General features: G+C 61.2%; 24 protein-coding genes and 1 pseudogene. 4 read left to right on the plus strand and 21 right to left on the minus strand.

Annotated features, from left to right (window positions below):
• Positions 1–61: 61 nt before the first annotated feature.
• The gene (merC, locus tag HBF24_RS10135) at positions 62–484 is read right to left on the minus strand and encodes an organomercurial transporter MerC (RefSeq protein WP_167172515.1); all 423 of its coding nucleotides are present in this window, start codon (positions 482–484) and stop codon (positions 62–64) included.
• A 69-nt stretch (positions 485–553) separates the two neighbouring features.
• Here merC and merR point away from each other — a divergent pair, with 69 nt between their 5' ends.
• A complete protein-coding gene (gene merR, locus HBF24_RS10140; RefSeq protein WP_167172517.1) occupies positions 554–961 on the plus strand; it encodes an Hg(II)-responsive transcriptional regulator in 408 nt (135 codons plus the stop codon).
• Between the two features lie 134 nt (positions 962–1,095).
• Here the strand turns inward: merR and HBF24_RS10145 are convergent, their stop codons facing one another.
• The 20 genes and pseudogenes from HBF24_RS10145 to HBF24_RS10250 all read right to left on the minus strand — a co-directional run bounded on the left by HBF24_RS10145 (position 1,096) and on the right by HBF24_RS10250 (position 23,819).
• Positions 1,096–1,437, minus strand: coding sequence for a hypothetical protein (locus HBF24_RS10145; protein WP_167172519.1), 342 nt, complete (start codon positions 1,435–1,437; stop codon positions 1,096–1,098).
• A gap of 127 nt (positions 1,438–1,564) precedes the next feature.
• Positions 1,565–1,909: a copper-binding protein gene (locus HBF24_RS17480; RefSeq protein ID WP_343162744.1), complete on the minus strand. Its 345-nt coding sequence runs from the start codon at positions 1,907–1,909 to the stop codon at positions 1,565–1,567.
• 163 nt (positions 1,910–2,072) lie between these two features.
• Complete coding sequence (locus HBF24_RS10155; protein ID WP_167172521.1) at positions 2,073–2,384, minus strand: P-II family nitrogen regulator; 312 nt, start codon at positions 2,382–2,384, stop codon at positions 2,073–2,075.
• A 27-nt stretch (positions 2,385–2,411) separates the two neighbouring features.
• Positions 2,412–5,573, minus strand: coding sequence for an efflux RND transporter permease subunit (locus tag HBF24_RS10160; protein WP_167172523.1), 3,162 nt, complete (start codon positions 5,571–5,573; stop codon positions 2,412–2,414).
• Positions 5,570–7,081 carry an efflux RND transporter periplasmic adaptor subunit gene (locus HBF24_RS10165; protein ID WP_167172525.1) on the minus strand — a complete coding sequence of 504 codons (1,512 nt, stop codon included), beginning with the start codon at positions 7,079–7,081 and terminating at the stop codon, positions 5,570–5,572. Before HBF24_RS10165 ends, HBF24_RS10160 begins: the two co-directional genes overlap by 4 nt.
• Positions 7,078–8,466 (minus strand): TolC family protein, encoded by a 1,389-nt coding sequence (locus HBF24_RS10170; protein WP_167172527.1) that lies wholly within the window; start codon positions 8,464–8,466, stop codon positions 7,078–7,080. Before HBF24_RS10170 ends, HBF24_RS10165 begins: the two co-directional genes overlap by 4 nt.
• 684 nt (positions 8,467–9,150) lie before the next feature.
• Positions 9,151–9,549 carry a hypothetical protein gene (locus HBF24_RS10175; RefSeq protein ID WP_167172529.1) on the minus strand — a complete coding sequence of 133 codons (399 nt, stop codon included), beginning with the start codon at positions 9,547–9,549 and terminating at the stop codon, positions 9,151–9,153.
• A gap of 351 nt (positions 9,550–9,900) precedes the next feature.
• Positions 9,901–10,083 (minus strand): annotated as a pseudogene (locus tag HBF24_RS17340) (IS3 family transposase); the annotation flags it as partial.
• A 189-nt stretch (positions 10,084–10,272) separates the two neighbouring features.
• Positions 10,273–10,470 (minus strand): YHS domain-containing protein, encoded by a 198-nt coding sequence (locus HBF24_RS10185; protein WP_167172531.1) that lies wholly within the window; start codon positions 10,468–10,470, stop codon positions 10,273–10,275.
• A 53-nt stretch (positions 10,471–10,523) separates the two neighbouring features.
• On the minus strand, positions 10,524–11,861 hold the full coding sequence (locus HBF24_RS10190) for a glucoamylase family protein (RefSeq protein ID WP_240922434.1): 1,338 nt from the start codon (positions 11,859–11,861) through the stop codon (positions 10,524–10,526).
• 13 nt (positions 11,862–11,874) lie between these two features.
• Complete coding sequence (locus tag HBF24_RS10195) at positions 11,875–12,309, minus strand: hypothetical protein (RefSeq protein WP_167172532.1); 435 nt, start codon at positions 12,307–12,309, stop codon at positions 11,875–11,877.
• Positions 12,310–12,311: 2 nt separating this feature from the next.
• Positions 12,312–14,711, minus strand: a complete 2,400-nt coding sequence (locus HBF24_RS10200) for a copper-translocating P-type ATPase (RefSeq protein WP_343162745.1) — start codon at positions 14,709–14,711, stop codon at positions 12,312–12,314.
• Positions 14,712–15,102: 391 nt separating this feature from the next.
• Positions 15,103–15,285: a hypothetical protein gene (locus HBF24_RS10210; RefSeq protein WP_167172327.1), complete on the minus strand. Its 183-nt coding sequence runs from the start codon at positions 15,283–15,285 to the stop codon at positions 15,103–15,105.
• Between the two features lie 203 nt (positions 15,286–15,488).
• Complete coding sequence (locus HBF24_RS10215) at positions 15,489–16,583, minus strand: copper resistance protein B (RefSeq protein ID WP_240922436.1); 1,095 nt, start codon at positions 16,581–16,583, stop codon at positions 15,489–15,491.
• 11 nt (positions 16,584–16,594) lie between these two features.
• A complete protein-coding gene (locus tag HBF24_RS10220) occupies positions 16,595–18,370 on the minus strand; it encodes a copper resistance system multicopper oxidase (protein WP_167172538.1) in 1,776 nt (591 codons plus the stop codon).
• Between the two features lie 105 nt (positions 18,371–18,475).
• Positions 18,476–19,348, minus strand: a complete 873-nt coding sequence (locus HBF24_RS10225) for a DUF4396 domain-containing protein (RefSeq protein WP_167172540.1) — start codon at positions 19,346–19,348, stop codon at positions 18,476–18,478.
• A 77-nt stretch (positions 19,349–19,425) separates the two neighbouring features.
• Positions 19,426–19,878 (minus strand): DUF411 domain-containing protein, encoded by a 453-nt coding sequence (locus tag HBF24_RS10230; RefSeq protein ID WP_167172542.1) that lies wholly within the window; start codon positions 19,876–19,878, stop codon positions 19,426–19,428.
• Complete coding sequence (locus HBF24_RS10235) at positions 19,875–20,990, minus strand: c-type cytochrome (RefSeq protein ID WP_167172543.1); 1,116 nt, start codon at positions 20,988–20,990, stop codon at positions 19,875–19,877. Before HBF24_RS10235 ends, HBF24_RS10230 begins: the two co-directional genes overlap by 4 nt.
• Positions 20,991–21,816: 826 nt before the next feature.
• Complete coding sequence (locus tag HBF24_RS10240; RefSeq protein ID WP_167172545.1) at positions 21,817–22,155, minus strand: hypothetical protein; 339 nt, start codon at positions 22,153–22,155, stop codon at positions 21,817–21,819.
• A gap of 416 nt (positions 22,156–22,571) precedes the next feature.
• Positions 22,572–23,819 carry a tyrosine-type recombinase/integrase gene (locus HBF24_RS10250; protein WP_343162746.1) on the minus strand — a complete coding sequence of 416 codons (1,248 nt, stop codon included), beginning with the start codon at positions 23,817–23,819 and terminating at the stop codon, positions 22,572–22,574.
• Between the two features lie 83 nt (positions 23,820–23,902).
• Here HBF24_RS10250 and HBF24_RS10255 point away from each other — a divergent pair, with 83 nt between their 5' ends.
• The 3 genes from HBF24_RS10255 to HBF24_RS10265 all read left to right on the plus strand — a co-directional run bounded on the left by HBF24_RS10255 (position 23,903) and on the right by HBF24_RS10265 (position 25,606).
• Positions 23,903–24,880, plus strand: a complete 978-nt coding sequence (locus tag HBF24_RS10255) for a DNA-binding protein (RefSeq protein ID WP_167172547.1) — start codon at positions 23,903–23,905, stop codon at positions 24,878–24,880.
• A 107-nt stretch (positions 24,881–24,987) separates the two neighbouring features.
• Positions 24,988–25,308, plus strand: a complete 321-nt coding sequence (locus HBF24_RS10260) for a hypothetical protein (RefSeq protein WP_167172550.1) — start codon at positions 24,988–24,990, stop codon at positions 25,306–25,308.
• Positions 25,301–25,606 carry a DUF1889 family protein gene (locus tag HBF24_RS10265; RefSeq protein WP_167172552.1) on the plus strand — a complete coding sequence of 102 codons (306 nt, stop codon included), beginning with the start codon at positions 25,301–25,303 and terminating at the stop codon, positions 25,604–25,606. Before HBF24_RS10260 ends, HBF24_RS10265 begins: the two co-directional genes overlap by 8 nt.
• Positions 25,607–25,624 lie beyond the last annotated feature (18 nt).

The following is a 25,624-nucleotide window of genomic DNA, read 5'->3' on the forward strand; positions in this document are numbered from 1 at the left end:
CGGAAAAATAAGGGTGAAGTGTCGGCTGAGTATTCGCAGTGCCCGTATCTATCGTGTCGATTCAGCGGGCATCCACGGTATCGCTGACCGTGCGGCAGGATGCGCTGGGTGCCGGCGCCAGCAGATCGCGGATCGACACGGCCACCATCAGCAGCAGGCCAGGATAGAGCAGCCACCCGGTGCGATGGCCACTGCCCCGCATCACAAATACCGCCACCAGCACCAGCAACGGGCCGAGCATGCCGAGCGCGGCACGCGGCCACTGCCGGTGACTGAGCCAGCCCAGCGCGTTGGCGAGCAGCGCGATGGCCGCAAACGCCGGCAGCAGGATACGGATGAACAGGCCTTCATACGGGCTCAGCACCCCCAGCCCGATCGCCGCACCGAGGCTGGCCAGGGCGGGAAAGCAATTCACGCAGGCCGCCGCCGAGACGACACTGCCGATCAGTCCGGCCTTGTCGACCAGCCGGGGAAGCAGGGACATGGGGTTCTCCTTTCGCGCGGGATGCCGGTGGTCTAAGGTATTCCCGTAGTCGAGTACGGAGTCAAGCCTATGCCATACACGCAGGATACGTTTTCCATCGGCGCCTTCGCCAAGGCAGCCGGGGTCAATGTCGAGACGATCCGCTTCTATCAGCGCAAGCGCCTGTTGGCGGAACCCGTCCGTCCGCCGGGCGGCATCCGTCGCTACGGAAACGCGGAGGTAGCACGGGTGAAGTTCGTGAAATCCGCGCAGCGCTTGGGGTTCAGCCTCGATGAGGTGGCGCAGTTGCTGCGACTGGAGGACGGCACCCATTGCACGGAAGCGGCCACTCTTGCCGCGCTGCGGCTGACCGATGTACGCAACCGGCTGGCCGACCTCACCCGCATGGAGACGGCCCTCGCTGCACTCGTCGAACAATGCGGTGCACGTCAGCGCAGCGTGTCCTGCCCGCTGATCGCCTCGCTGCATGCCTGCTGAATTGGCAGCAGGCAGAGTGCGACAGGCAGGACACGGGTGAAGCACTTCGGCTGGATGTTGTAGTCACGCCTTGGCCGCTCCGCTATTTCCCACCGCGGAGTATGTGGCCTTGGCGGTCTCGTCATCGCATCCGTTCAGCCCGCGAGACGCACGTGATCTGTCCGCTGTGCCGTGCCCTGGATCAGCTCGGCACGCACGCAATGCGCATCCGTGATCGACGTTACCGTGGCATACCCCGCCACCGCGAACTGTTGGCGAAGCGGCCCTTTGTTGGGAACCACGAAGGATGTCCGCATGACCTGCAGCCGCGCACCAACCGCTGGCAGCGGCGTGACACGATAACAGACGTCCAAACGCTGGCTATCCACATGGCCAACCCAACCGTCGGTGTAAGGATCGGTCGCGTGCGCGACGCCGATGAGGGTGAAACCCGCAAGCAGCAGCGGGATGCCGAGACGAGCAACAATCGATTTCATGGTCGTTCTCCGAAAATGACAATCGCTACAAGCGCGGCCACATGCAGCATCAACCGTGCGTGGCCGCGCCACCTTCACAACCACCGCTTGGCCGCCAACTGGCGCGGGCCAGCCGGCGATGAGTCTGTCAGGGCAGCGGGCTGATCGCCGTCACCGTGCTGGCCATTCCGGCCGGATGCAGGGTGAACCGCACGGTGTCACCCACCTTTACCTTCTGCAGCAGCCCCGGCGGATTGGCCTTGAAGGCCATGGTCATGGCGGGCCAGCCAATCGACGGTATCGCTTGGTGCTGCAGGGTAATCGTGCCCTTGGCCGTATCGATCGCTTTGACAACACCTGTGCCGTGCGCTTCGGTCGCCGTAGCTTTGTGCATGCCGGCCATGTTGGGATCCATCTGTTGAGCCGAAAGGGTCGTGGAGACGCAAAGGGCCAACGCCATCAAGGTCTGTACAAAAAACTGTCGATTCTTCATGAAAGATATCCTTCGTTGGAGGTAATGAGCAGCGGTATGAGGTACTGCTGTTGTTTAGAGGTCATCCGGCTGCGTTCGATTCGCGCATGCAGGAACAAATCGGCAACGTGGTGATGATGTATCGCTGACGTCACATCCATTCAAAGCCAGCCACCGGGGATTTCTAGCCTGAATGATGGTCCCTGATCCTGTACAGGGTCTCCACGGGAAGGACGGCTACAATGCCGTCGCTTTCCAGTCCCACATGCGCTGCATCCATGATCGCTTCGGCTATCCGTGTCGCATGCATCACGGATGCGAAGACCTCCACCCTGGCCTGCGTCGACACCCATTCGGGATCGAAGAAATTCTTGTAGTCGCCGTAACCCTTGATGCGGGTGATGGCAACCTCGATGGTCTCTTCGCGTTTGAGCGCCTCCTCCACCGCCTGGAGTTTGCTTGCATTGATAATCGCGGTGATCTTTCGGTATTCCATTGCGTCCTCCTCGGGCTCCTGATGTCCTCAAATAGGCGTCATGGGCGATGAGATGAGCTCACTGCTTTTGCGCAGACGATGCCACTCCCACAGCAGATACGCCGCCGGAATTACCAACATAGTCAAGATCAAGGAACTGACCATGCCCCCGATCATCGGTGCGGCAATGCGTTGCATGACCTCCGAGCCCGTGCCGGCACCCAGCATGACCGGCAGCAGGCCGGAAATAATGGCAACGGCCGTCATGGCGATCGGCCGCAGCCGCAACAAGGCACCGTTACGCACGGCGTCACGCAGGCCCTCAAAGTTGAGCGGCTTGCCCGTGGTCTTGCACTGTTCAAGATACATAGCCACCGACTGATTGAGATAAACCACCAGCACCACGCCGATTTCCGTGGTCACTCCCGCGAGCGCAATCAAACCCACGGCCACCGCAACGGACATGTTGTAGCCGAGCAGGTACAGCAGCCAGAAACTGCCTGCGAGCGCCATGGGCAGGGTACCCATGATGATCAGCACGTAAGCGATGTTGCGGAAGGCTAAATACAACAATAGGGCAATGAGCACGATGGTGACCGGTACGACCAGCGTCAGATTCTTGTTGGCCTTCTGGATGTACTCGTATTGCCCGGACCACGTCAGCGAATAGCCGGGCGGCAAGATGACCTTCGCGGCAACCAGTTTCTGGGCGGCGGCCACGTAAGAGCCGACGTCTCGATTGGCAATGTCGACGTACGTCCAGCCTGTGGGCTGGCCCGCTTCGCTCTTGATCATCGGCGGTCCGTCCTCGATGCGGATACTGGACACATCACCAAGTACGACATGACCTCCGCGCGCCGTGACAATGGGTAGCTGTCGCAGACTTGCCACCGAATTGCGCCAGTCGCTCGGGTAGCGCAAGTTGACGGGGTAGCGTTCCAACCCTTCGACGGTCTCGGTGACGTTCATACCCCCAATCGCCGTACGCACCACGTCCTGCACGTCACTGATATTGAGACCGAGCCGGGCCGCCTTGTCGCGGTCGATATCGATATCGATGTAACGGCCACCTGCCGCTGTCCGTTCGGAATACACCGATGCGGTGCCGCGGACCTGCGGAATGATCTTTTCCAGTTGTGCACCGATCTGTTCGATGACTTTCAGGTCCGGCCCACCCACCTTGATGCCGACGGGCGTCTTGATGCCGGTGGAGAGCATGTCGATGCGGTCTTTGATCGGCATGACCCAGGCATTGGTCAGACCCGGCAGCTTGACCCGATCCTCCAGCTCCTTGCGGATGTCGGCCTTGGTGATGCCAGGCCGCCACTCGGACCGTGGTTTGAACTGGATGACCGTCTCATCCATGGATAGCGGTGCCGGATCCGTGGCCGTCAACGCCCGCCCCATCTTGCCGAAGGCCGATTTCACCTCCGGCACGCTCATGATCAGCTTGTCGGTTTGCTGGAGCACATGGAGCGCCTCATCGGCGGAAACACCGGGGCGCAACGAAGGCATGTAGAGCAGATCCCCTTCGTCCAGCGGCGGCATGAATTCAGACCCCAGCTGGGTCGCGGGCCAGATGCTGACCAGCATCACTGCGGCACTGATCAGCACGACCAGCCAAGGCTTATTGACGACGAAATCCACCAACGGTCGATAAAGTCTGGTTAACAGGCGGTTGACGGGATTGGCATGCTCCGGTGTCACCCGGCCACGGATGAAGTAACCCATCAGCACCGGCACCAAGGTGATCGCAAGGATGGCTGCCGCCGCCATGGAATACGTCTTGGTGAACGCCAGCGGCTTGAACATCCGGCCGGCTTGTTCGCCCAGCGTGAATACCGGCGTGAACGACAGGGCAATGATCACCAGCGAGAAAAACAGCGGCGGCCCGACCTCCACCGTGGCATCGGCAACCATGCGCCATCGGTTAGCCGGAGTCATGGGCTCGCGCTCCATGTGCTTGTGCAGGTTCTCGATCATCACGATGGCGCCATCCACCATCGCGCCGATGGCAATTGCGATACCGCCCAGTGACATGATGTTGGCGTTCAGCCCCTGCAGTCGCATGACGATAAAGGCCATCAAAATACCGACCGGCAAGCTGACGATAGCCACCAGTGCCGAGCGCACATGAAACAGAAATATGATGCAGACCAGCGCCACCACGAGGAACTCCTCGAACAGCTTCTCGCGCAAGTTGGTGATGGCCGCGTGGATCAGCTGCGATCGATCGTAGACCGGCACGATCTGTACGCCGGGCGGCAGACTGCCTTTGAGTGACGCCAGCTTGGCCTTGACGCCGTCGATGACCTTTTGCGCGTTCTCGCCGGATCGCATGACGATCACGCCACCGACCGTCTCGCCCTGGCCATCGAGCTCGGTGACACCCCGACGGATCTGCGGTCCCATCCGCACCTCGGCCACATCCTTGAGCTGTACCGGCGTGCCGTTCTTGTCGGTCGTCAACGGTATCTGCAGCAGATCCTTGATGCTTTTGATGTAACCGCTGGCGCGGACCATGTACTCGGCTTCGGCCAATTCGACCAAGGCGCCGCCGGTCTCGTGGTTGCCATCCTGTATGGCCTTCTTTACCTGCGCCAAGGTGATGCCATAGGCACGCAGCTTGTCCGGATTTACCACCACCTGGTATTGCTTCACCATGCCGCCGGCCGTGGCCACCTCCGCCACGCCCGGCACCGTTTGCAACTGGAACTTCAGGAACCAGTCCTGCAAGCTGGTCAGCTGGGCCAGATCATGCTTGCCGGTCTTGTCCACCAAGGCGTATTCATACACCCAGCCCACCCCGGTGGCGTCCGGTCCCAGACTCGGCTTCGCACCCGGTGGCAGGGTACCGGCCGCCTGATCGAGATATTCCAGCACCCTCGAACGGGCCCAGTAGAGATCCGTGCCTTCCTTGAAGATGATGTAGATGTAGGAATCACCGAAAAACGAATAACCACGCACCACCGTCGCTTTCGGCACGGCGAGCATGGCGGTTTCCAGCGGATAGGTGACCTGATCCTGGACCACCTGTGGCGCCTGTCCGGGATAGGGCGTCTTGATGATGACCTGCACGTCGGAGAGATCGGGGATCGCGTCCACCGGTGTGCTTTGCAACGTGTACAAGCCACCGGCCACGATGAAAACCATAGCCAGCAGTACGAAGCCACGGTTTCTCAAGGACCAGCGAATGATGGCAGCGATCATGATTGATGGCCCTTGTTGCCCCGCGCTGGCATCGGCATGTTCTGCATGTCGCGCTCGTTTCCACTGGGCGGTGTCTTTTCACCCTTCAACGGAGGGGACGGCACGTCAGTCTTCTCCATGGAAGGGGTTCGGGCGGGTGCTTCAGGTGCGCCACCGGCGGGCTTCGACGACATGTCCATGCCCCGCATGTCCTGGCTGCCAGGTTTTCCATCGATGGCCGCCCCGGTACCCGATGTACTCGGCGTCTCGGAACAGCCGGGTTTGGCGGAGCCGTAGTTCAGGGCGGCGGCGTCCACGTTGGCCTCGGAGTCGATCAGGAACTGTGCCGAACTGACCACGCGCTGGCCGGCCTGCAAGCCTTTGAGAATTTCCACTTGGTCGCCGGAAGTCAGGCCAGCCTGCACCGGACAGACATCGAAGCGGCCCTCGCCCAACGCAACAATCACGCGCTGGCTATTACCCGTACGGATCAGGGCGAGATTGGGAATGTAAACCGCGCTTGTTGATGGCGCGGCGGTGCCTTCCTTTTGCGCCATCGCCGCGATCGTGACGTGGGCATACATGTTAGGTTGCAGACGCAGATCCTGATTGTCAAAGCGCAGCCGCGCCTTGACGGTGCGGGTCATCGCGTTGAGATCGGGATAGACATAATCAACCGTCCCCTGCCAGTGCTGGCCCGGAAAGGCATCGAAGGTCGCGTCGGCTTTCTGGCCGACGTGCAAAAGACCTGCCTGGCTTTCGTCCACCTCCACCAACACCCATACAGCGTGCAGATCGGCCAGCTTCATGACTTGTGTGGAGGGCATCACGTAGACGCCTTCGCTAACGCCCAGATTCATGACGACGCCGGCGCTGTCGGCATAGCGCGCCACCCGATCGCTGACCTTTCGTGTGTGCCCTAACTGCTGGATCTGCGCCGCCGTGAATCCGAGCGCGCGCATGCGCTCGCGCGACGCGGCAATCAACGACGGACTGTCGCTTGCCAGTGCCGTCAGATACTCGCGCTCCGCGGTAGCCAGTTTTGGCGAAAACAACTCATACAGCAGTTGTCCGGCGCGCACGGCGTCACCCGCACTCTTTACTGCCAGCTTTTCGATCCAGCCGTCGGCACGGGTGTTGATGCTGGTGATGGTGTCCTCGTCATATCCGACATAACCCACCAACGAGAGTGGATGTGCAAGTGACCCTGCTTTCACTTCCACCGTCTGCACGCCCAGATTGTTGACCATGACCGGGTCAATCTTCACGTCACTGGCCTCACCCGAGCCACTGTCGTCGGCATAGACCGGTACCAGATCCATGCCCATCGGCGATTTGCCGGGCTTGTCACTATGGAAGTTGGGGTCCATCGGCGCTTTCCAGTACCGGATCTTGCGATGCATGGGCGCTGTGTCCGAAGCATCCCCGCTAGCACCCGAAATGGGCTGTCGATGACCAGCGAAATAGCCACCCGCTGCCGCGATGAGAGCGATGAGGATGGCGATTAAAATAAAGGGAGACTTTTTCATGGGTTCACATCCAGAGCAGTGGCCGATGACGAAGACGGCCAAATCGCTCCGCCTGTCTGGTAGTTGAGGGAGGCCAGCTGGGTAAAGAAATCCGCGCGTGCACGCGCCAGCTCCAGTTCCGCCGTCAGGTATTGCTGCTGGGCGGTGATCAACTTCAGGAAATCTCCCGAGCTCGACCCACCGCTGTAGTCAGCCTCGGCGGCATGCATATTGAGCCGGATCAACGGCAGCAACTTGCCGTTGTAGAGCTTGATGGTGGCAGCTGCCTGGGCCGCGGTCGCGCGAGTCTGATCGAGATTGCTCAGCAGCTGGTTGCGGACGTCGGCCAGCTTGGCCTCACTCTCGTGCAAGCGTGCATTGGCCTCATTGACCTCGCCGCGATGATTGCCACCGAACGGAATGTTGATGGCGATGCCAACGGTGAGACGTTTGGCCGGCATGTCCATGATGCTGTTGTAGCCGGCCAGCAAGGTGACATTGGGCAGGTAACTTTTGTGCGCCAGAGCGACCCGGTCTCTGCTTGCCGCGATGCGTGCATGAATACTCTGCAAGATTGGATAGTGCGCTAGCGCCGCATCCTGCAGGGCCGCCTCGGTTGAAAGCGGGATTTCACGCGGCAGATCGTCTGGCGCGGGAACCTCGGATCCCGGGTCGATATTCTGCAGCCCGTTGATCTTCGCCTGAACCGTGTGCTGCAAACGCCTGAGCTCGATCGCCTGATTGCTCAAGCGAACCAACTCGACCTCGGCCTGCAACACATCTTGCTGTGGTGATTGACCGCTGGCGTACGCCGTCTCGGCCACCGCCCGCAGATGGGTGACCAATGTGACGTTCTCGGCGTTGATCGCCAGAGCGCGATGCACGTAGTACCACTGAGCGTAGACGGAGCGTGCCAGTGCGGCCAGCCGCAGACGCAGGTCGGCCACTTGCTGGTCCGCCGACTCCGCTTCGGCCGTAGCCATCCTGCTGCGCAGATCAAGGGTGCCTGGCCACGGAAACTTTTGACTAAACTGCACGTTCTGGTTGAGGCCCTGCCGTGGGCCGCCGGCCGTGTTTGGCGCTATTGCATAGCTGACCATCGGGTCATCCAGCGCGCCGGCTGACTCGATCCGGGCGCCCGCTGCATCGGAAGCCGCCTGCATCGCCTCGATGCCCGGGTTGCGTTGCAGAACCTTCTGCACCAACAGGTCAGGCGTGAGCCCGGCAGATGGCGCAATAATTTCAGCCGCTACCGGGGCCATCAAGGCTGCACGCGATGCGGTGGCAGCGCCCTGATGCGTTGGTCCGTCGATGGCCCACGCCATCGGGGTTATGGCCATGCCTGCGAACAGGAGCATGGCCAGCGCGGACGTCTGATGACGCCGTGCAGAACACGTGGAAAACATGAACAGTTACTCCCGCAATCTTGCCAAGTGCGCCGTACCAATGCCGGTACGACCCGTTGCTACAAGCAAGGCGGGAACTAGATAAGGAGAGAGCAGAACAGCAATCTGAGCGGAGGTCGATAGACATGCGCCCGATCCGTCGGAGCAAACGATGCTTCGGCGCGTGGCAACATGGCCACGACCGGCGCCTCCGGTGCCAAGGGCGGAAGTAAGGAGCCCGGAATATTGGGCGAAGATGCATCGGACTGGATCGCCGTGCCCTGAGCGCAATGTTGGGCACACATGAGGCGCTTGGCTTGCCCCACCGACATGTCGCCCATACAAGTCGGCTGCGACGCGGACGTGACCGTGGCCATGTCGGGCATGGAAACAACGCAAGCACTAGCCGCAAAAGCAACCTGCTGGCACAGCCACAACAACACCAGCACGCACCACAATATGTGGTGGCGATGGATGCTTCGCCGGTGGGACATGCCAGTCATGAGCTTAAGACTATCGTAGGTTGGGGCGCTCACACTTGACCGTGATCAAGTACATCGATTGTTTCATGCTGGCTGGGCTGCATCGAACGATCATCGGAAGTTGTCACGCTGCTGCAGACCAACAGGCTGGTCACAGTTCGCTTGCGAAGTCATAGTGTGGCGCGACCATTCGTGCCGGGGCCTATCTGTGAGCGGCAGCGCGCTATGGCTTGAAACGGCGCACGGTGATCAGGATTGCAACGGGAACCACGATCCATTGCACTAACGGTGCTACTCCGATACCGGCGATGAGCGGCATCGATGGCGCGTAGGCCCAGCTGTGCTCGAGATAGACGTTGTGCCATTCGCTCCACGCGGTGTAGCCGATGGTCGAGAGCAGCATGACCGCCATCCCCGCCCATGGTTTCGTATACGGCCATGTGCGAGAGCGCGTAACGCCGACCACCATCAGGTACGCGACCGCTGTGATGATGCCGTCGCCGAGCGTGCAGTGGACTACCGCATACGCGACGCTGGTATGCATGACGGACAGGTCGTAGAAGCCGAGTTGTGCGAGTTCCCACGCGAGATTGAAGACAAGCGCGAGCGCCAACCAGCGCATCTCGTGCGGTTTGAAAGGGCCAAGGCGGCGCGATGCAGCGCGCCATCCCAATTGGCGGCGAAGCTTCGCCGGGATGAGAGTTCGCTCCCTAACACCTCTGCCGGGGGACGGGCCAGTGGCAGAGGTTGTGGTGTCCGAATGCTTCATTGCCCTTGTGCAATCAATTGGGGATATACGAGGTGCGGTTGCTACGGTGGCCTTGGTGACAGGCTGATTGACCTTAGCCCTCGAATTCCGTACCCAATAACCGAGGTCATGAGCTGGCTTGTTTGGTCTGATCGGTCAGCCAGTGTTGCTCGAACTGCATCGGACTGAACCGCCCCGGGTTTCCCGGAGGCTGTTTGGTTTGAGTCAGGCCGCCAAGGCCTGACCTTCCTGTTGCCGAAAGTAGTTTGCTTCGGCTTCTGCTGGCGGGATGTGCCCGATCGGCCCCAGCAGGCGCTTATGGTTGAACAAGTCCACCCAATTGAGGGTAGCAAGCTTCACCGCCTCCCGGTTCGGCCAGGAGCGCCGGTGGATCACCAATGATGAATGCCTGTACGACCGTGGCGCCAGCCCACTCGCGCCAGTTTTTGGGGGCGAAGTAGCGATAGAACAGCCAGGACGCGGCCACGATCATGATCACGGCAAGGCCCCAGGCTCCGGAATGCGCGAACTGCTCTTTCATGGTGGCTTTATTCTCTCGGTTGATGTTTCGTATCAGAGATCCACTTCGCCCACGCCTTATCCCGGTTTCATCCCGTGCTGGCGATGCTGACGAACATACTTTTTCGGGTCGGCTACAAATGCCTCGCAACAGGTCTGGGCACAGAAGTAATAGGTCTTGCCCTGGTATGTCGCCTCATCGACGGCTGACTTGTGGCTGAGCTCCATGCCGCAAACCGGATCTGTGACGGGATGTTCTTCGTTCTGTCGTTGCATGTCAGTCTCCTGTTGGTAGTCTTGAATGAACGCAATCTTGCTGCGCGGGACCCTCATGGCGCGGATTCCGCTGCCCCCGGGGCGTGCGATCTTCCCAGCCACCCGCCGTCAAAGCCGGCGCGCAGCAGCCCGCGCACGATCCATGGAGACCGCTTTAGCCGCTCCCAGATCGCACCAGTGCGGTAGTTCTCGATCATCAGTCCGAGCGCGCCTTGGTCGATGCCGTAGATCCACGGACAGACCCAGCCCGGCTGTTGGCCATCCGCAGACGGATAGGAGGGGTTGAAGGTGGATTCGAATCCGTAGCGGCCAGTGGCGCCCACGTGGAGCTCCGCGAAATGGCGCAGCGTCGGCAGCACTACTTCGGGCGCGAACGGAAGCGAGGCCGCCACGGCCCAAGTCGTGATGGTGCCATCGTCCGGGCCGTGGGGCGCGCCACGCGCACTGTATCCGAGAAAGCGCCGCTCGACGCCATCGACATGGAGCGTTGCCGGCCCCGGCCCGTGGCAGGCGGTAAAGCCCCAGCAGCAGTCGCCGTATTCCGCAAAGCCGAGTGGGTTGCGGATGGCATACTCGCGCTGCACCAGCGTGGCGCGGCGAGAGTTTTCGAAGTAGTCGCTGTCCTTGTCGCGCATGTAGGCGTCCCGGATGCCGCGGAAGTCGATCCACAGGTGCGAGTACTGATGGATGAACAACGGGCCGGCGTAGAGCAGTTCGTGGTCGTAGATGCGCTTCCACGTGTAGCTTGTAGCCCACGCTGCGTAGCTATCCGCAGGAATCGGATGGGTCGTTGAGCCCAAGGCGAGGACGTACAGGATCAGTGCCTCGTCGTATCCCTGCCACCGATAGGGCAGGAATCCGGACTCAGGCCGCCAGCCATGGGTCAGCGTGAGGCCGCCATCTAGTGCCCACTGCCAGTCCGCGCGCCGATAAAGCGCGTCCGCCAACGCATTGATCTCACGCTCGTCTTCGGTGCCTGTACCGAAGAATGCAGCTGCAGTCAGGGCGCCGACCAGCAGCAGCGCAGTGTCGATGGTGGACAACTCGCTTTCCCAGGCCCTGCGGCCGGTTTGCATGTCCAGGAAGTGGTAGTAGAAGCCTCGGTATCCGGTCGCGTTGACTGCCTCGCCCTGTGGCGCATCATGGAACAGACGCAGTAGGCGCAAGGTGCGGGTGGCGGCCTTGTTGCGTGTGATCAGCCTGTGCTCCACGGCGAGGGGGTAGCTCGCCAATGCCATGCCCACCGCCGCGATGCTGCACACGGTGCCGGGTATGGTGCTGTCCGCGACCAGGCCGGTGTGCGGATCGACCTCGTCGAGCAGGTAGCGCAGCGCGTGTGCTTGCAGCGCGTCAAGCAGGGCTTCATCAAGATTGTGGATTGCAGGCATCATCGACTGGAAGGGTTCAGCTACGCATCAAGAGATTTGCACTTTGCAATGTTCTTTCGATCCAGCCTTCGCGCTGATACTCGCTGAGCATCGAATCCACCACACGCCCGGAGCCGGCAAGAAACTTGTCGTCCGGCCGTGTCGCGGCATCCCACTGGCGCTGGGTGGCTTCGAACAAGGCACCCAGGCCGTTGGATAGCGTCTCGTCCGGGCCGAATACGCGGACGTTGCGTTGCTCCTGATCAAGTCGACGGTGCGAGCGCAGCGTTACTGTCAGCACCCCACCGCCGCCCCAGTGCCGCGATGGCCAACGCGTCTTTGGCGTGCCAAAGACAAGACCACCAAGCACCTCGTACTTGAGTTCGCCCCCCTTCAGCCAGAGGAAGAACTCCATCTGTCCGGCGTTGATATACGGGATCAGCGGATTGTCCCAGCGCTCGTCGCTCAGCATGATCAAATCCTCACCCGGCGCAGGCGCAGCGCATTCAAGACCACCGACAGCGAGGAGGCGCTCATCGCGAAGGCGGCGAAGATCGGCCCGATCAGAATGCCGAAGAATGGATAGAGAATCCCCGCGGCAACGGGTATGCCAATTCCGTTATAGACCAGCGCAAAGAACAGGTTCTGCTTGATGTTGCGCATGGTGGCCAACGAGAGCTTGCGTGCGCGCACGATGCCGTCGAGGTTGCCCTTGACCAGCGTGAAGCCCGCGCTTTCGATCGCCACGTCCGCGCCAGTACCCATGGCGATACCGACATCGGATTGAGCCAGCGCGGGGGCATCGTTAACCCCGTCGCCCGCCATCGCCACCTTGCGGCCTTCGGCCTGCAGTTCCTTGATGATGCGAGCCTTGTCCTCGGGCAGCACGTCGGCACGGATTTCATCGATGCCCAGGCGCCTAGCCACCGCCTTCGCCGTGCGCTCGTTGTCACCGGTGGCCATGATGATGCGGAAGCCGAGTTTGTGCAGCGCCTTGAGCGCATCGGGCGTGGTTGACTTCACCGGGTCGGCGACGCTGACCAGGCCGACGATGGCGCCGTCGAGCACCACGAACATCACCGTCTCGCCCTCGTCCCGTCGGGCATTGGCGGTCTTCGCCAGTTGACCACCATCGAGCCCCAGTTCGGCCATCAGCCGGGCATTGCCGAGCGCTACCGGATGGCCGTCGACCACACCCTTCACGCCCATGCCGGTCACAGCCTCGAAATCATCAGCGTTGCCCAGCTTGACGTCGCGCTCCTGGGCACCTGCGACGATGGCCTCGGCCAGCGGGTGTTCAGACCCTTTTTCCAGCGTCGCGGCCAGCCGGAGCACCTCGGTCTCTTCGTGTCCGGATTCGGGTAGGACTGCCACAAGTTTCGGCTTGCCTTCGGTCAGAGTGCCGGTCTTGTCGACGATCAGCGTATCGACCTTGGCGAAACGCTCCAGCGCCTCGGCGTTCTTGATCAGCACCCCCAATTGTGCGCCCCGCCCAGTAGCCGTCATGATCGACATCGGCGTGGCGAGTCCCAGCGCACAGGGACAGGCAATGATCAGCACCGCTACCGCTGAGACCAGCGCATAAGCCAACGCTGGTACTGGCCCCCAGATCGCCCAGGAAACGAAGGACAAGATTGCGACGCCAATGACCGCTGGCACGAACGTGCCCGCCACCTTGTCGGCGAATTTCTGTATCGGTGCCCGCGAGCGCTGGGCATTCGCCACCATCTCGACGATCTGGCTGAGCATGGTATCGGCACCAACCCGGGTGGCTTCCATGATCAAACTGCCGGTACCGTTGATGGTGGCACCGGTGACTTTGTCGTCCTTGACTTTTTCCACTGGCACTGGCTCGCCGGAGATCATTGACTCGTCGATGGACGATCGGCCTTCGACCACCACGCCGTCCACCGGCACCTTGTCGCCGGGGCGCACCCGCAGATGGTCGCCAACCTGCACATCTTCCAGCGGAACCTCCTCCTCGCTGCCGTCGGGGCGGATCACCCGGGCGGTCTTGGCAGCCATGTCCAACAGGGCGCGGATCGCCTTGCCGGTACCTTCCCGCGCGCGCAGTTCCATGACCTGGCCCAGCAGCACCAAGGTGACGATGACCGCAGCAGCCTCGAAATAGACCCCGACAGTGCCGTCCCCTCGGCGAAAGCCCTCGGGGAAGATGCTTGGCACCAGCACCGCAACGATCGAGAACAGATAGGCTGCGCCGATCCCCATGCTGATCAGGCTGAACATGTTGAGGCTCATGGTGCGAAACGAATTCCAGCCGCGCACAAAAAAGGGCCAGCCCGACCACAGGATCACCGGCGTGCTGAGCACTAGCTCCAGCCACATTGCGCCCCGCTCATCGAAGAGGTCGCGAATCGCCGTGATCCCCAGATAAGGGGTCATCGTCAACACCAGGACCGGGATCGTGAGGGCGGCCGCGACCCAGAAGCGGCGGGTAAAATCCACCAGTTCGGGATTCGGCCCCTCGTCACCGACCGCCGTCGATTCCAGTTCCAATCCCATGCCGCACAGCGGGCAGGCACCGGGGGTGGTCTGCCGCACTTCGGGGTGCATCGGGCAGGTGTAGACGGCGCCGACATACCCGGTCGGCACTTTGTCGTACTTGCCGCCACGAACCGGCGCGGCGGTTTCATGGCCGACGTGACGGGCGTGCCCATGGTCATGACACTTGTCATGGCTGGAATGCGCCTGCGGATCGCCTTTTTCTGCGGGCACAAGATGCATGCCACACTTCGGACAGTCACCCGGTTGATCGGAGACTACCTCCGGGTGCATCGGGCAAGTGTATTGGGCGGCGCTATGCTTGCTGCGCAAAGAGTGTTCGGGCCGATTTATGGGTTGCTGCTGAGTCATGGAATTGTCTCCGTTACTGTTGGTGAGCCGGTGGTACTCAGGGCCGTAGTTTTTTGTAACCAACCCGCCCAGCCATATTTGGGCGAACGCAATGAGTCAGCCATGGGCATGCTCCGCTTGGGCTGGATGCAACGCGTCCGAGGATCGGGGATACAACTGAGGCGCCGCCTCGAAAAGCTCACGACATTCACGCGAACAGAGGTAGTAGACCGTACCGTCGTGCACGGCCGATTTGGCGCCGTCGGTTCGAACTGTCTTGCCGCAGACCGGGTCGATGTCCGTTGGCGGCGGCGTCCAGCGCAACGTGTCGTTCGACGGCCCGGGCTTGTCGTGCTCGCCAGCATGCCCCCGTGACCGTGCCCCATCATGTGCGCGCCGCAACCAAAGCGCATCAGCAGGAAAAGCAGACCACCCCAAAGAATGAAATAAAGCAACGTTTCCATGGCGACATCTCCTCATCAGTTGATCGACACAGGGCTGTCGCCAGCGCCATCTGCTGCCACAGCAACAACAACGCCACCAGCCAGAACAGGCTGGAGCGTTTCGTGGGACGCAAGCGGAAGCTCAGTGACATTTATTCACTCTATATCGCCCTTGGCATTCATCTTGATCAGGATCAATTACCCGACGTTCTCGAACCAGGACAAATGCATTGTCCATCGACTAGGTCACATCGACGGATTGGCCGGAAACGGCCGCAGAACAAAGGACTGATGGCTCGTATCCAGCGCCGCGCAGGTGGCAATTACTTGTACAGCCTCATCCAGTCCCCGTCCGTCAGAACCATACCCGCACACCCATCAGGATCTGCCGATCGGATACCGGCCGCCCTGTCGCGCGGGCCATGCCCGCCGTCGCGCCGAACTTGTGTACCCAGGAGTAGCCGAGATACGGCGCAAACTTGCGGCTGAACTCGTAGCGCAAACGGAAGCTCAACGAGGCGTCGGAGACACCGGCTCCGATATCGCGGCGTGGATCGGCACGACCGTAGGCGTTCAGATCCACTTCGGGGGTGAGAATCAGCTTCTGCGTGAACAGCCAATCCTGCGAGGTCTTGAGCCGGAACGCCGTGCGCCCCGACGGCCCTGCATAGGCGGTTGCCTCGAACTCGAACTCGTAGGGGGCGATGCCCTGGAAGCCAAACGCCGCCCAGTTTCGGGTGGGTCCGGTGCCCAGGTCGTGGCGCACGCCGGCCATCAGGTTCCAGAACGGACTGACGGCATGCCCCCAAAGCGCTTCGACATCACCCTCTTCGATACGCCCTTGGCTGCGGCTGCCCTCGCTGCGGATCCACAGTTTGTCGAGATTGTGCCCGACCCAGAATCGACCGTCCCATTGCTGGGCGTTCGCGCCGTCGCTGCTGTGTGCGCTCTCGAGGTTGTCGATCTGCAGCTTGGCCAGCAACGGATCGTCATGCATGCGCAAGCTGACGCCGTAGGCGTCATAACCCTTCGGCGCTGCACCGTCACTGGTCGGCAGGCTACCGATCGGAGGTGCCATGGACATGGCTTCGCCGTGGTTCATGTCCATCGGCATCGCCATGCCAGCCATGCCGGGCATGTTCTGCATGGCGCCCATGTCGGCGGACTTTTTCGCGGGCTGCTCGGACATGCCCATCATCGTGCCATGCGACATGGACTTGCGGCCGTTTTTCGGCGGCATGGTTTTGGCGGCGGTAGTTTGAGTCTTGCCGTGCATGCCGTGCATGTCTGCGCCGTGCTTCATCGTCATCGACTGGCTGGCCGCCGTCGTGCTCGAAGGGGCCGCCGGTGCATCGGTTTGCGCCATGACCCATGGCGAGGCGCCCAGCAAAGCCAGCCCAAGGGCGGCGGGAAGCATGGAGCGGCGAAAGGTGATCGGGTTCAGAGTCATCGTCGTGGTCCTCATGCCACCACCACCGCGCGGAACATGCCGCCATCCATGTGATAAAGCATGTGGCAGTGGTAGGCCCATCGACCCCGGGCGTCGGCATTAACCAGGTAACTGATGCGCTGGGCCGGACGTACGTTGACCGTGTGCTTGCGCACCTGGAACTGCGCCTGGGCGGTTTCCACTTCGCTCCACATCCCGTGCAGATGGATCGGGTGGTTCATCATGGTGTCGTTGATCAGCACGATGCGCAGCCGCTCGCCATAGTGGAACAGGATCGGTTTGGCCTCGGAATACGGCACGCCGTTGAATGACCACAGATAGCGCTCCATGTTGCCGGTGAGGTGCAACTCGATCTCGCGGGTCGGTTCGCGCGGATCGAGCGGTCCGCCGATCGTATGCAGGTCGGCGTAGCTCAGTACCCGCCTGCCGTTGTGCCGCAAGCCTGCGCCCGGATCGTCGAGCGCGGTGGACGCGACGGCGATGCATTTGGTGTTCGACGCCCCGTATTCGGTCGCATAGTGATGATGGATCGGCACCGTCTGGCTGCCACCCATACCACCCATGTCCATACCCGGCATGGCTTGCATGCCACCCGCCGCCATGCCGGCCATCTTCGACATGTCCATGCCCATGTCGGCCATGCTCAGGCTGGGGACCGGGTCCAGCGCCGGAATTTCGCCACGCATGCCTTCGCGTGGTGCCAACGTGCCGGCCGCGTAGCCACTGCGATCGATGGCCTGGGCGAAGATGGTGTAGGCACGGTCATCGTTGGGGCTGACGATCACATCCAGAGTCTCGGCCACGGCAAGACGGAACTCGTCGATCGACACCGGCTCCACATCCTGTCCGTCGGCGGCGACCACGGTCATCTTCAGGCCGGGAATCCGTACGTCGAAGTACGTCATTGAGGAAGCGTTGACGAAGCGCAGGCGTATCTTTTCGCCACGCTTGAACAAGCCGATCCAGTTGCCTTCGGGTGTCACGCCGTTGGTCAGGTAGGTGTAGGTATATCCGGTCACGTCGGACAAGTCGCGCGGACTCATGCGCATCCGGTTCCACACCATCCGTTCCTTCCAGGCCTTGGCAAAGCCTTCCATGCCTGCCGCCTTGAAAATCTCCGGCGTGGTCGGCTCGGTAAGGCTGTAGTAGCTGCCCATTTTTTTGAGGTTGGCAAAGACCTGCTCGGGATCGGTATCGGTCCAGTCGGCCAGCACCACCACGTGTTCGCGATCACTGGGGAAGCGCTCGGCTTCGCGGGGTTCGATCACGATCGCACCGTACAGGCCGGTCTGCTCCTGGAAGCGGGTGTGGCTGTGGTACCAGTAGGTTCCGGCCTGCTGCACCTTGAAGCGGTACTGGAACGTTTCACCCGGCGCGATACCCGGGTAGCTTAGCCCCGGCACACCATCCATGTCCGCGGGCAGGATCATGCCGTGCCAGTGGATCGAGGTGGAAACATTCATCCGGTTGGTGACGTTGAGGGTCACTGTGTCGCCCTCGCGCCAGTACAGCGTCGGTGCCGGCACCTGGCCGTTGATGATGGTGCCGATCGCGGGTTTTCCGGTGAAATTGACCGGGGTTTCGGCGATCTCTAGATCAAAGGTCGTTCCCCGCAGGACCGACGGCGAACGCCGCAGCCCCGTGCTTTTGGCCCGGATGCCCTGGGCGATGCTCGCCGCCGGAACCAGTCCGGCCAGCACACCGCCCAACGCCAGGCCGCGCACGAAACGGCGCCGCGAAGGGTCGGGCCCGTGGGGGGGATCACCCGGAAACTGTATACGTGACATATCAAACTCCAGAGTCAAAGAAAAAAGTTTTTGTGGGACGGACAGACGGTTCGCAAAGCGGCGCGCGCTGGCACCAGCGTGCTTGAGGCGACGCGATCAGGCGCTTCATGAGAAACCTCCGAAAAGGACGGCGACGCCGATGCCCAACGCAAACAGCACTATCGACAGCACGGTCATCCCGGTCAGCATGGTGTGGGATACGTTTTCGGCCCCGCCATGTGCCATGCCATGGGGCTCGCCGTTCGACTCGACCGGCGCATGCTCCGAGGCATGGCTTGCGCCGTACTTCGCGTGCCCGGCGTCACGCGCTTGCGTGTTGTCCGGTTCCGCCATACGCACAGTCATCATGCCGTGCTTCAAATGCCGGGAAACCAGCCACCAGTTCATCGGATAGGCGGCCACGAATCCCACCAGCAGCGCCATCGACATGACGAACCAGAACGCCGGCCCGGCGGGGTCGTGTGCACCCGGCACGTGCTTCATCGCCAGCATCATGGTCGGCACCATGCCTGCCATCAGCACGTTCATGGACAGCAGCTCGGCAAAGAAGGTGTTGCGCAAGGCAGCTGTGTACGAGCCGCCGGCATCACCACGCATGAACAACGCCTGGAAAATCGTCCAGCCAAAACCAAAGCCGAGCGCGTATTCCAGCGCAATATCCAGCACTCCGGTCAGTTGCATGATGCTGGCGATGACCGCACCGGCCAGAATGCCCACGCCATCGCCCGCGACACAATGCATGGTCGAGCCGAGCACCTGTCGCCAGCGTACCGCGACATAGCGCTCATGCAGCCCCGGCAAGGGTTCACGGCAGCCCAGCACGTAGAGAAAGGCACCTAATGGCCCGGTGTACGCGGTAAGCAGGACAAACCCCCACTTCAACACCGGCGACTCCGGTGTGGAGCGGATATCGATCGCCACGTACAGCACGGACAAACCGGTCAGCAGGAACCAAAGCAGCATTACGCCTTCCAGCATGATCGTTTCTCCCATGTGTCGTGAGTGGTGGCCGGCGGCAACAGAGACATTAGTTCTCTCCTTTCAGGCACGCGCTGTTAGGCTTGTGGAGCATGCGTGCCAAACACGCGAGTGGAGCCATCGCGGGCAATCAGCAGCACCTCGTAGCGCACCGGAGTGCCCATCTCCATACCGGGCGAACCCATCGGCATGCCGGGGGTGGCCAGACCACGGGCGTCGGGATGTTCGGTCAGCAAACGCTGGATATCCTCCACCGGCACATGGCCTTCGATCACGTAGCCGCCGATCAGCGCGGTATGACATGAGGCCGCGTCAGCCGGCACGCCCAGCCGTGCCTTGACCGCCGCCATCGGCTGGTCTTCGTGCGTGACAACGGTGTAGCCGTTGCTCTGCAGGTAGTGAATCCACGCGCCGCAACAACCACAGCTCGGATCGCGAAAGACCTCGGCGCTGCTGGCCATGGCCAGTGCCGGCACCATCAGCGCAGCCAGTACCAGGCCGGTAATGACGCGGAATAGTCCACGCTTCATGATCCTTTCTCCGTCAACGGCGTCGACTGCCAGTGAATCGCCACGATCTTCCAGCTGTTTCCGGACTTTTTCAGATCAAGCATTTCGCGGCTACGCAGGCTGACCGGCTTGCCCTTGATGGTCGTGCGGAGCTCGCTTTCGCTGCCCACCATGGCGGTGTCGCCCATCGACATTGAACCCAGTGAGACGGGCGTGATCTTGGCGTCCTTGAGGAACGCGAGGTCTTCGCCCAGGTGACCGTTCGCATAGGCGTCGCGCGTCTGCACCACGTTGTCTTCGCTGATCGTCACGTCGGGCGCCAGCAGCGCCAGCACGGCGTTACGGTCACCTTTCTCCAAGGCCGCGTGCAACTGGTTCGAAACCGCTTCGGCCTGTGGTACTGCCTTCGGCTTCAGACCTTCCAGCGAGATCGGCGCATTGAATCCCATCGTTGCCTCGGAGTGGCTGTGCCCCGTATGCGCAGGCGTCGCCATGGCGGGCATGGCCGCCATATCAGCTGCTGGTGGGGTCCGGGACCCAGCCGCATCGCCATGGCTGTGGGCGTGCTCGGCGGCCTCTCCGGTGGCCATGCTCATCGGCATCTTCATGTCCTCATCCGGCGGCGCCCTGGCGACGATGTCCTGGTACTCGGCGGGCGTCATGCCGGGCAGTTTTTCCACGAAGGCGACCATGCTCCAGATCGTGGCATCGTCGTGGCTGAAGCCCCATGCCGGCATCGCGCTCATCTTGAGGCCATGCTTGATCACCCAGAACGCAGCCTTCGGGTCAATCCGCGTTTGTGACAGGTTGGGTGGCTGTGGGTACAGGCCCGGACGGATTTCCGAATCGGTCATGCCGGGTCTCAGATGGCAGTCGGTGCACATCGCGGCGTACTGGCCGGCCCCTTTCAGAATCAGCGGCGGATCGTTCAGATCCGGTACCTTCAAATCCTCCGAGCGGACACGAATGGAACGCTCGCGTAGCGTCTGCAAGATCGCGAATACCGGCTTGGTGTGGTGATCATCGGCGCCGATGTTGTAGATGCCGGAATACACGAACGCGCCCGCCCCCAAGGCAAGTACGCCAAGGACGACTGCAACCGTGATGCTGTGATGCTTGATGTGCTTCTTCATGTGTTGCTCCCCTTAAAACAGATGCGGGCGCCGGCCACCATTGGCCGGTCGAGGATGGAGTGATCGCCTGTGGTGCTGATATGCCGGCTGGGTCGTTGTTGCCGGAGAGAACTGGACGCCAGTTCCGGTCGGGGGACAATCGGGGCAAAAGGCATGCCGTCGAATCCCTGAAAGCGCCCTCGTCGCCAGTGGTAGTCCGCGCGAAACCGCATAGCGCGAGCCATTTGCCGACGGCGGAAAAGCAAGTTCATGGAATCTCTCCGGGGCAGACGGTATGGAGCATGCCAATACCAATCACAGCCGATTGCCCCGATGATCGACATACGACGATCGCAAGCAAAGCTCATCAAAAACGAGGAAGAGTCAGACCGCCGGTGGTCGCAACGGAGGGGCGGTATTCATCGAAGGCGCACTGCTGGGCAGCGGCGTGGCATAACTGGTAGCCATCGCGGCCGAAGCCAGAACGACAGCCGTTGCGGGTGGCAACGTGGTACTGCACATCGCAGCGCAATGGCAGGCCTGAGTTGCCGTACCGCCGCAACAACCCGTGTGGTCATCGCAACAGGATCCAGACCCGTTGACGGCCATGTGGGAAGGACGATGTTCACTGGCCGCCACGACCGTTGAGTGCATGACATGGGAATGAGGACTTCCCGTCATGCCCATCGGTGCAGCGGCCAATGAGTTGATGACCAGCAACAGCCACGCGAGCATGCTCATCGCCCGAAGGCGACGTGAACGAGCGAGCGGCCGTAGCGAGAAGGTCATTAGCTGAGCTTACCCGTGTGAACTGACACCCTCAACTCTGGAGGCGGGTTCAGATGATTCACGGCTTGCTGAAGCCCATGTGCAACGTGATCTTGTCACCTGCTTTCAGGTGGGCCATGGCGGATGGCGGGAAATGCACCTTCAAGGTCATGCCATCGCTCGTCACGTCGACGATGCCGGTCTTCGCATCCGCCTCCGTCACGGTCGCTGGCATCATGTGCATGCCCATCATATTGCCGTGCATACCCTTCATTGCCGAGTGCATGGCGCCCATTTTGCCCATCTTGTCCATGCCGTTTGTCGGTGTATTGTCCTGCGCCACGGCGACACCACTGAGGGCCAAAGCGAGCGCCAGAGAACCCAGCGTCGAATATAGTGATTTGCGTGAAATAGTCATATGTCTTCCCCTACGATGAGTTGCCAGACGCAACAGCGAGAAGGTGCGCCCCCACGTGTGTAGGCAAGTTGAAATTCAGGTCGATAGCCCACTTTACTGCTGACGATTTGGATGCACTTGGGCACGGTGCCATTACACCTTCAAGTAGTCCTCACAGGCCACGACGAGTTCGCGCACCTTGGGTTCTGCGGCATCGTTACGTCCCAAAAAATGGCACGTAAGGCCGAAATCTGATTACTATTGGGGATCAACTCCGACGGACTTTGCCACATCCACTCGACCACGACCGGGAGAAGTTTGGCGGCAGAAAGGGTAGTTACTTCATGCCTTGTCGGGGCACGGGCTATTCAAGTCGTGGCCTTCTCGGGCGGCCTTGAACGCACTGTTCGGCATACCAAAGCGATTATGCGGGTCAGTCATGGGGCGTCTCCTTGAAGTGCCGTTGCCTCGTTGCGCGTTTTGGTGGTGCTGGCATGGCGTGCATCCTCTTCTGCGTGAATGTAGATCGACGTGGTGCCAATGGAACTGTGGCGCAGGTTCTGCTGGATGTGGTGGATCGGTGTGCCATCCTCAGCTTGGTGCGTGGCGGCCGTATGCCGCAGCCAATGCGTTGATGCCCGCCGCACACGCGTGGCTTTGGCACCATCCTCCTTTTGCAGCGTATCGGCCACGCGTCGGAAAGCGTCCTTGACGATCTGGTAGATCGCGGTAGGCGTCAACGGGAAAAGCCTTCCGGCGATGCCCAGAATGGCCGGTGTCTTGCCATCCGACGAAGGCACCTCTGGCAGTCCATAAAAACGTCGGTAGCGTGCGAAATCCGTCATGAGACCATCACTCAAAGGGATCGTGCCCTCGACGCCGCCTTTTCCCACGGTGTGCAGCCACCATCGCCCGCGAATATGCTGGAAATCACCTTCGCAGGCGGCTGCCGCTTCGGCGGCCCGCAGCGCGGTTTCATAGAGGAAGCGAAACACCCACCGAACGCGTTCGTAGCGCTGCCGTTCCCGCGCAGTTTCCTGTGGCCAGCCGTCGACGATGCGTAGTACATCCTCCCAGAGGGCACGATCCAGGTAGCGTTCAATCGTGCGTCGGGTGCCTCGGCGTGCCCGTCGTCGCTGCAGCCCAAACGGACTGCCCGCGAGATAACCGGCGCGCACGAGGTAATTGAACAGCCCCGCCAGGATGCCCAAAGCCTGTCGGCGGCTGCGCTCGGCCAACGGACCGACGAACAGCCGTCGATGTTCGCCACGCCTGGCCAATGCTTCATCGCACGAGGTAGCAGGTGGCTGGGCGAGGAACGCCTCATAGGCGATCACATCCTCCCGCGTGAGGCTGGATACCGGCTTGCCACGTACCTTCGTCGCCCAGAGCAACAGTCGCGTGGCCTCCTTGCGATAGCTGCGGAAGGTATGCGGCGAATCGTGATATTCCGCCAGCCAGAGGCCGATCGCCGCCACGTCGTCGTCTGCTGCTATCTGCCGCGCCACGCTGGCCGACGCACGGTTGGTGCCGGCGCGTCCTGACAAGGCGGGTGCTAGGGCATGGGGGAGCGCCATAAGGCCCAACAGAGACTCAGTCATGCTTTCCAATGTCCGGCACCACGGGAAAAGCAGCGTACTGCCAAAAGACTTTCGATTATAGAAGTTATCGTAAATTTCTTCCACTTATCGTTATGTGTATAACGTAATACTGTGATATACGTTTGGCGGTCAAGGCAAAATCCACCCTTCGAGCGACTGGAGCCGTCATGAGCCGCGTCAGCGATACCCGTCAACGTACCCGCGAAGCCGCGATAGCCCTCGTAGCCGACGGCAAACGTCCGCACGAACTCACTGTCGACCTGATTTATGCCGCCATCAAGCAGGGCAGTCGAACCACGATCAATGACGAACTGAAGCTATGGAAAGACGAGCGGGCCAAGGCTGATGCACTTGGCGCCGAGCTGCCACCGGCGATTGCTGACGCGATGCGTTCACTGTGGGTGGCAGCGGTGGAGCAAGGTGAGCAGATCTTCGGCGAACACCGCCACGCGCTGGAATCCGACTTGGCGACGCTGCAGCGTGCGCACGATGACGTCGTCGTTGAACGGGATGCGGCGTTGACTGCAGCTGATCAGTTCCAAAACGAGATAAGCCATCTTCACGAGCAAGGCGCCGAATTGGAGCAGCGGCTTGCTCGTGAAACCGAAGGCAAGCGCGATGCGCTCGGTCAGATCCACGCTTTGCAGCAAGAAGTGGCCACTGTCCGCGCCGACATGGCTCATCAGTTGGAGGCTGCGCAGCACACCCAGGAACGATTGACTACCGAATTTCAGGCCACCATCGCGACCCGCGATGCCGCCTTTCAAGCGGAGCGGGATAAAGCCAACGAGCGCGTCGAGGCCGCTCAAGCCCGCATGCTGCAGGAAACCGATGCAGCGCGCGAAGGGTTGCGGCAAGCCGAGCAGCAAACGGCCAAGCTACGGCAACGAGGTGAAGAGCAGCAAACCCGACTCACCGAGTTGCGCCTGGAGGAAGCCCGCCATCGTCGCGAACTCGCCGATGCCGAAACACGGCTCGCCGAGCTGATCAGCGTCACTACTGATCGCGACCAACTTGCCCTTGAACTGGCGACGGTGCGAGGCCAAGTCACCGGGATGGCAGCGGCGATTCAATCCATGGAAGCCCGCGCCGTAGCGGCAGAGACACGCCTAGCGAATACACGGAAACGTCGGCGGGCCGAATGAATCGGCGAGTTTCGGCCACGGCTCTTCTGGCAATACCTTTCTGAGTCTCGGGCAATGAGACTTTCGTGCGGGATGCTACGTGAGCTTCACTACCTAAGGAGTTGCCCATGCTACGAATGGATCGCAGAACCTTGCCCGCCTTGCCACGCCCAGTGTTCGAGATTCATGCAGAACACACGGCAGAGGGAGAAATTCGCGTCACGGTGATGGCCGGACAAGACGAAGACTCGCGAATCGAGGAGTTTCCGCTGACGGAGCAACTGTTGCTGGACCGACGTCTTTCGCAGTGGTTTCGCGGGCTACCCTATTTTGAGCCTGGACACCTTGATTGGGCACGTGTGTCTGACCAGGCGGTCATCTTCATCGGTCAATGGACGAACCGTGAAAGGTTCGATACTTCCCCCAGCGAAGGAGATGGCCATGAGTGAAATCCTTCAGAAGGCCATGGAGAAACTGAGCATGGTGAGCAACGTATCCACCGGGCTTGCGCACCCAATGGATGAAGCACGTGCCAAAGAACTCTTCATCGCGCTGAAAGACCATGGCGTTCCACTTTCCCAGGACGATGTCCGTCTGCATGCGGAAGTCTGTGGCTGGCCGGCTCGTCACGCGCAAACGCTCGGCGAACTTGCCGAACGCATCGGCGGAGGCGCCGCGGTTCGTATCGCCTTTCCGCGCGAATGGGGTGAGGACATCGTGGGTGAATTGCTTTCGGCTTCCTCGTAACGATGGATTGTCGGAGGG

It is taken from the genome of Oleiagrimonas sp. C23AA (genome assembly GCF_011759385.1).
Lineage (GTDB): Bacteria > Pseudomonadota > Gammaproteobacteria > Xanthomonadales > Rhodanobacteraceae > Oleiagrimonas.

Coding starts and splice junctions, on each gene's coding strand:
- merC (WP_167172515.1), bottom strand. CDS start 484: ATGTCCCTGCTTCCCCGGCTGGTCGACAAGGCCGGACTGATCGGCAGT.
- merR (WP_167172517.1), top strand. CDS start 554: ATGCCATACACGCAGGATACGTTTTCCATCGGCGCCTTCGCCAAGGCA.
- HBF24_RS10145 (WP_167172519.1), bottom strand. CDS start 1,437: ATGAAATCGATTGTTGCTCGTCTCGGCATCCCGCTGCTGCTTGCGGGT.
- HBF24_RS17480 (WP_343162744.1), bottom strand. CDS start 1,909: ATGAAGAATCGACAGTTTTTTGTACAGACCTTGATGGCGTTGGCCCTT.
- HBF24_RS10155 (WP_167172521.1), bottom strand. CDS start 2,384: ATGGAATACCGAAAGATCACCGCGATTATCAATGCAAGCAAACTCCAG.
- HBF24_RS10160 (WP_167172523.1), bottom strand. CDS start 5,573: ATGATCGCTGCCATCATTCGCTGGTCCTTGAGAAACCGTGGCTTCGTA.
- HBF24_RS10165 (WP_167172525.1), bottom strand. CDS start 7,081: ATGAAAAAGTCTCCCTTTATTTTAATCGCCATCCTCATCGCTCTCATC.
- HBF24_RS10170 (WP_167172527.1), bottom strand. CDS start 8,466: ATGTTTTCCACGTGTTCTGCACGGCGTCATCAGACGTCCGCGCTGGCC.
- HBF24_RS10175 (WP_167172529.1), bottom strand. CDS start 9,549: ATGCGCTGGTTGGCGCTCGCGCTTGTCTTCAATCTCGCGTGGGAACTC.
- HBF24_RS10185 (WP_167172531.1), bottom strand. CDS start 10,470: ATGCAACGACAGAACGAAGAACATCCCGTCACAGATCCGGTTTGCGGC.
- HBF24_RS10190 (WP_240922434.1), bottom strand. CDS start 11,861: ATGATGCCTGCAATCCACAATCTTGATGAAGCCCTGCTTGACGCGCTG.
- HBF24_RS10195 (WP_167172532.1), bottom strand. CDS start 12,309: ATGCTGAGCGACGAGCGCTGGGACAATCCGCTGATCCCGTATATCAAC.
- HBF24_RS10200 (WP_343162745.1), bottom strand. CDS start 14,711: ATGACTCAGCAGCAACCCATAAATCGGCCCGAACACTCTTTGCGCAGC.
- HBF24_RS10210 (WP_167172327.1), bottom strand. CDS start 15,285: ATGTCACTGAGCTTCCGCTTGCGTCCCACGAAACGCTCCAGCCTGTTC.
- HBF24_RS10215 (WP_240922436.1), bottom strand. CDS start 16,583: ATGACTCTGAACCCGATCACCTTTCGCCGCTCCATGCTTCCCGCCGCC.
- HBF24_RS10220 (WP_167172538.1), bottom strand. CDS start 18,370: ATGTCACGTATACAGTTTCCGGGTGATCCCCCCCACGGGCCCGACCCT.
- HBF24_RS10225 (WP_167172540.1), bottom strand. CDS start 19,348: ATGCTGGAAGGCGTAATGCTGCTTTGGTTCCTGCTGACCGGTTTGTCC.
- HBF24_RS10230 (WP_167172542.1), bottom strand. CDS start 19,878: ATGAAGCGTGGACTATTCCGCGTCATTACCGGCCTGGTACTGGCTGCG.
- HBF24_RS10235 (WP_167172543.1), bottom strand. CDS start 20,990: ATGAAGAAGCACATCAAGCATCACAGCATCACGGTTGCAGTCGTCCTT.
- HBF24_RS10240 (WP_167172545.1), bottom strand. CDS start 22,155: ATGACTATTTCACGCAAATCACTATATTCGACGCTGGGTTCTCTGGCG.
- HBF24_RS10255 (WP_167172547.1), top strand. CDS start 23,903: ATGAGCCGCGTCAGCGATACCCGTCAACGTACCCGCGAAGCCGCGATA.
- HBF24_RS10260 (WP_167172550.1), top strand. CDS start 24,988: ATGCTACGAATGGATCGCAGAACCTTGCCCGCCTTGCCACGCCCAGTG.
- HBF24_RS10265 (WP_167172552.1), top strand. CDS start 25,301: ATGAGTGAAATCCTTCAGAAGGCCATGGAGAAACTGAGCATGGTGAGC.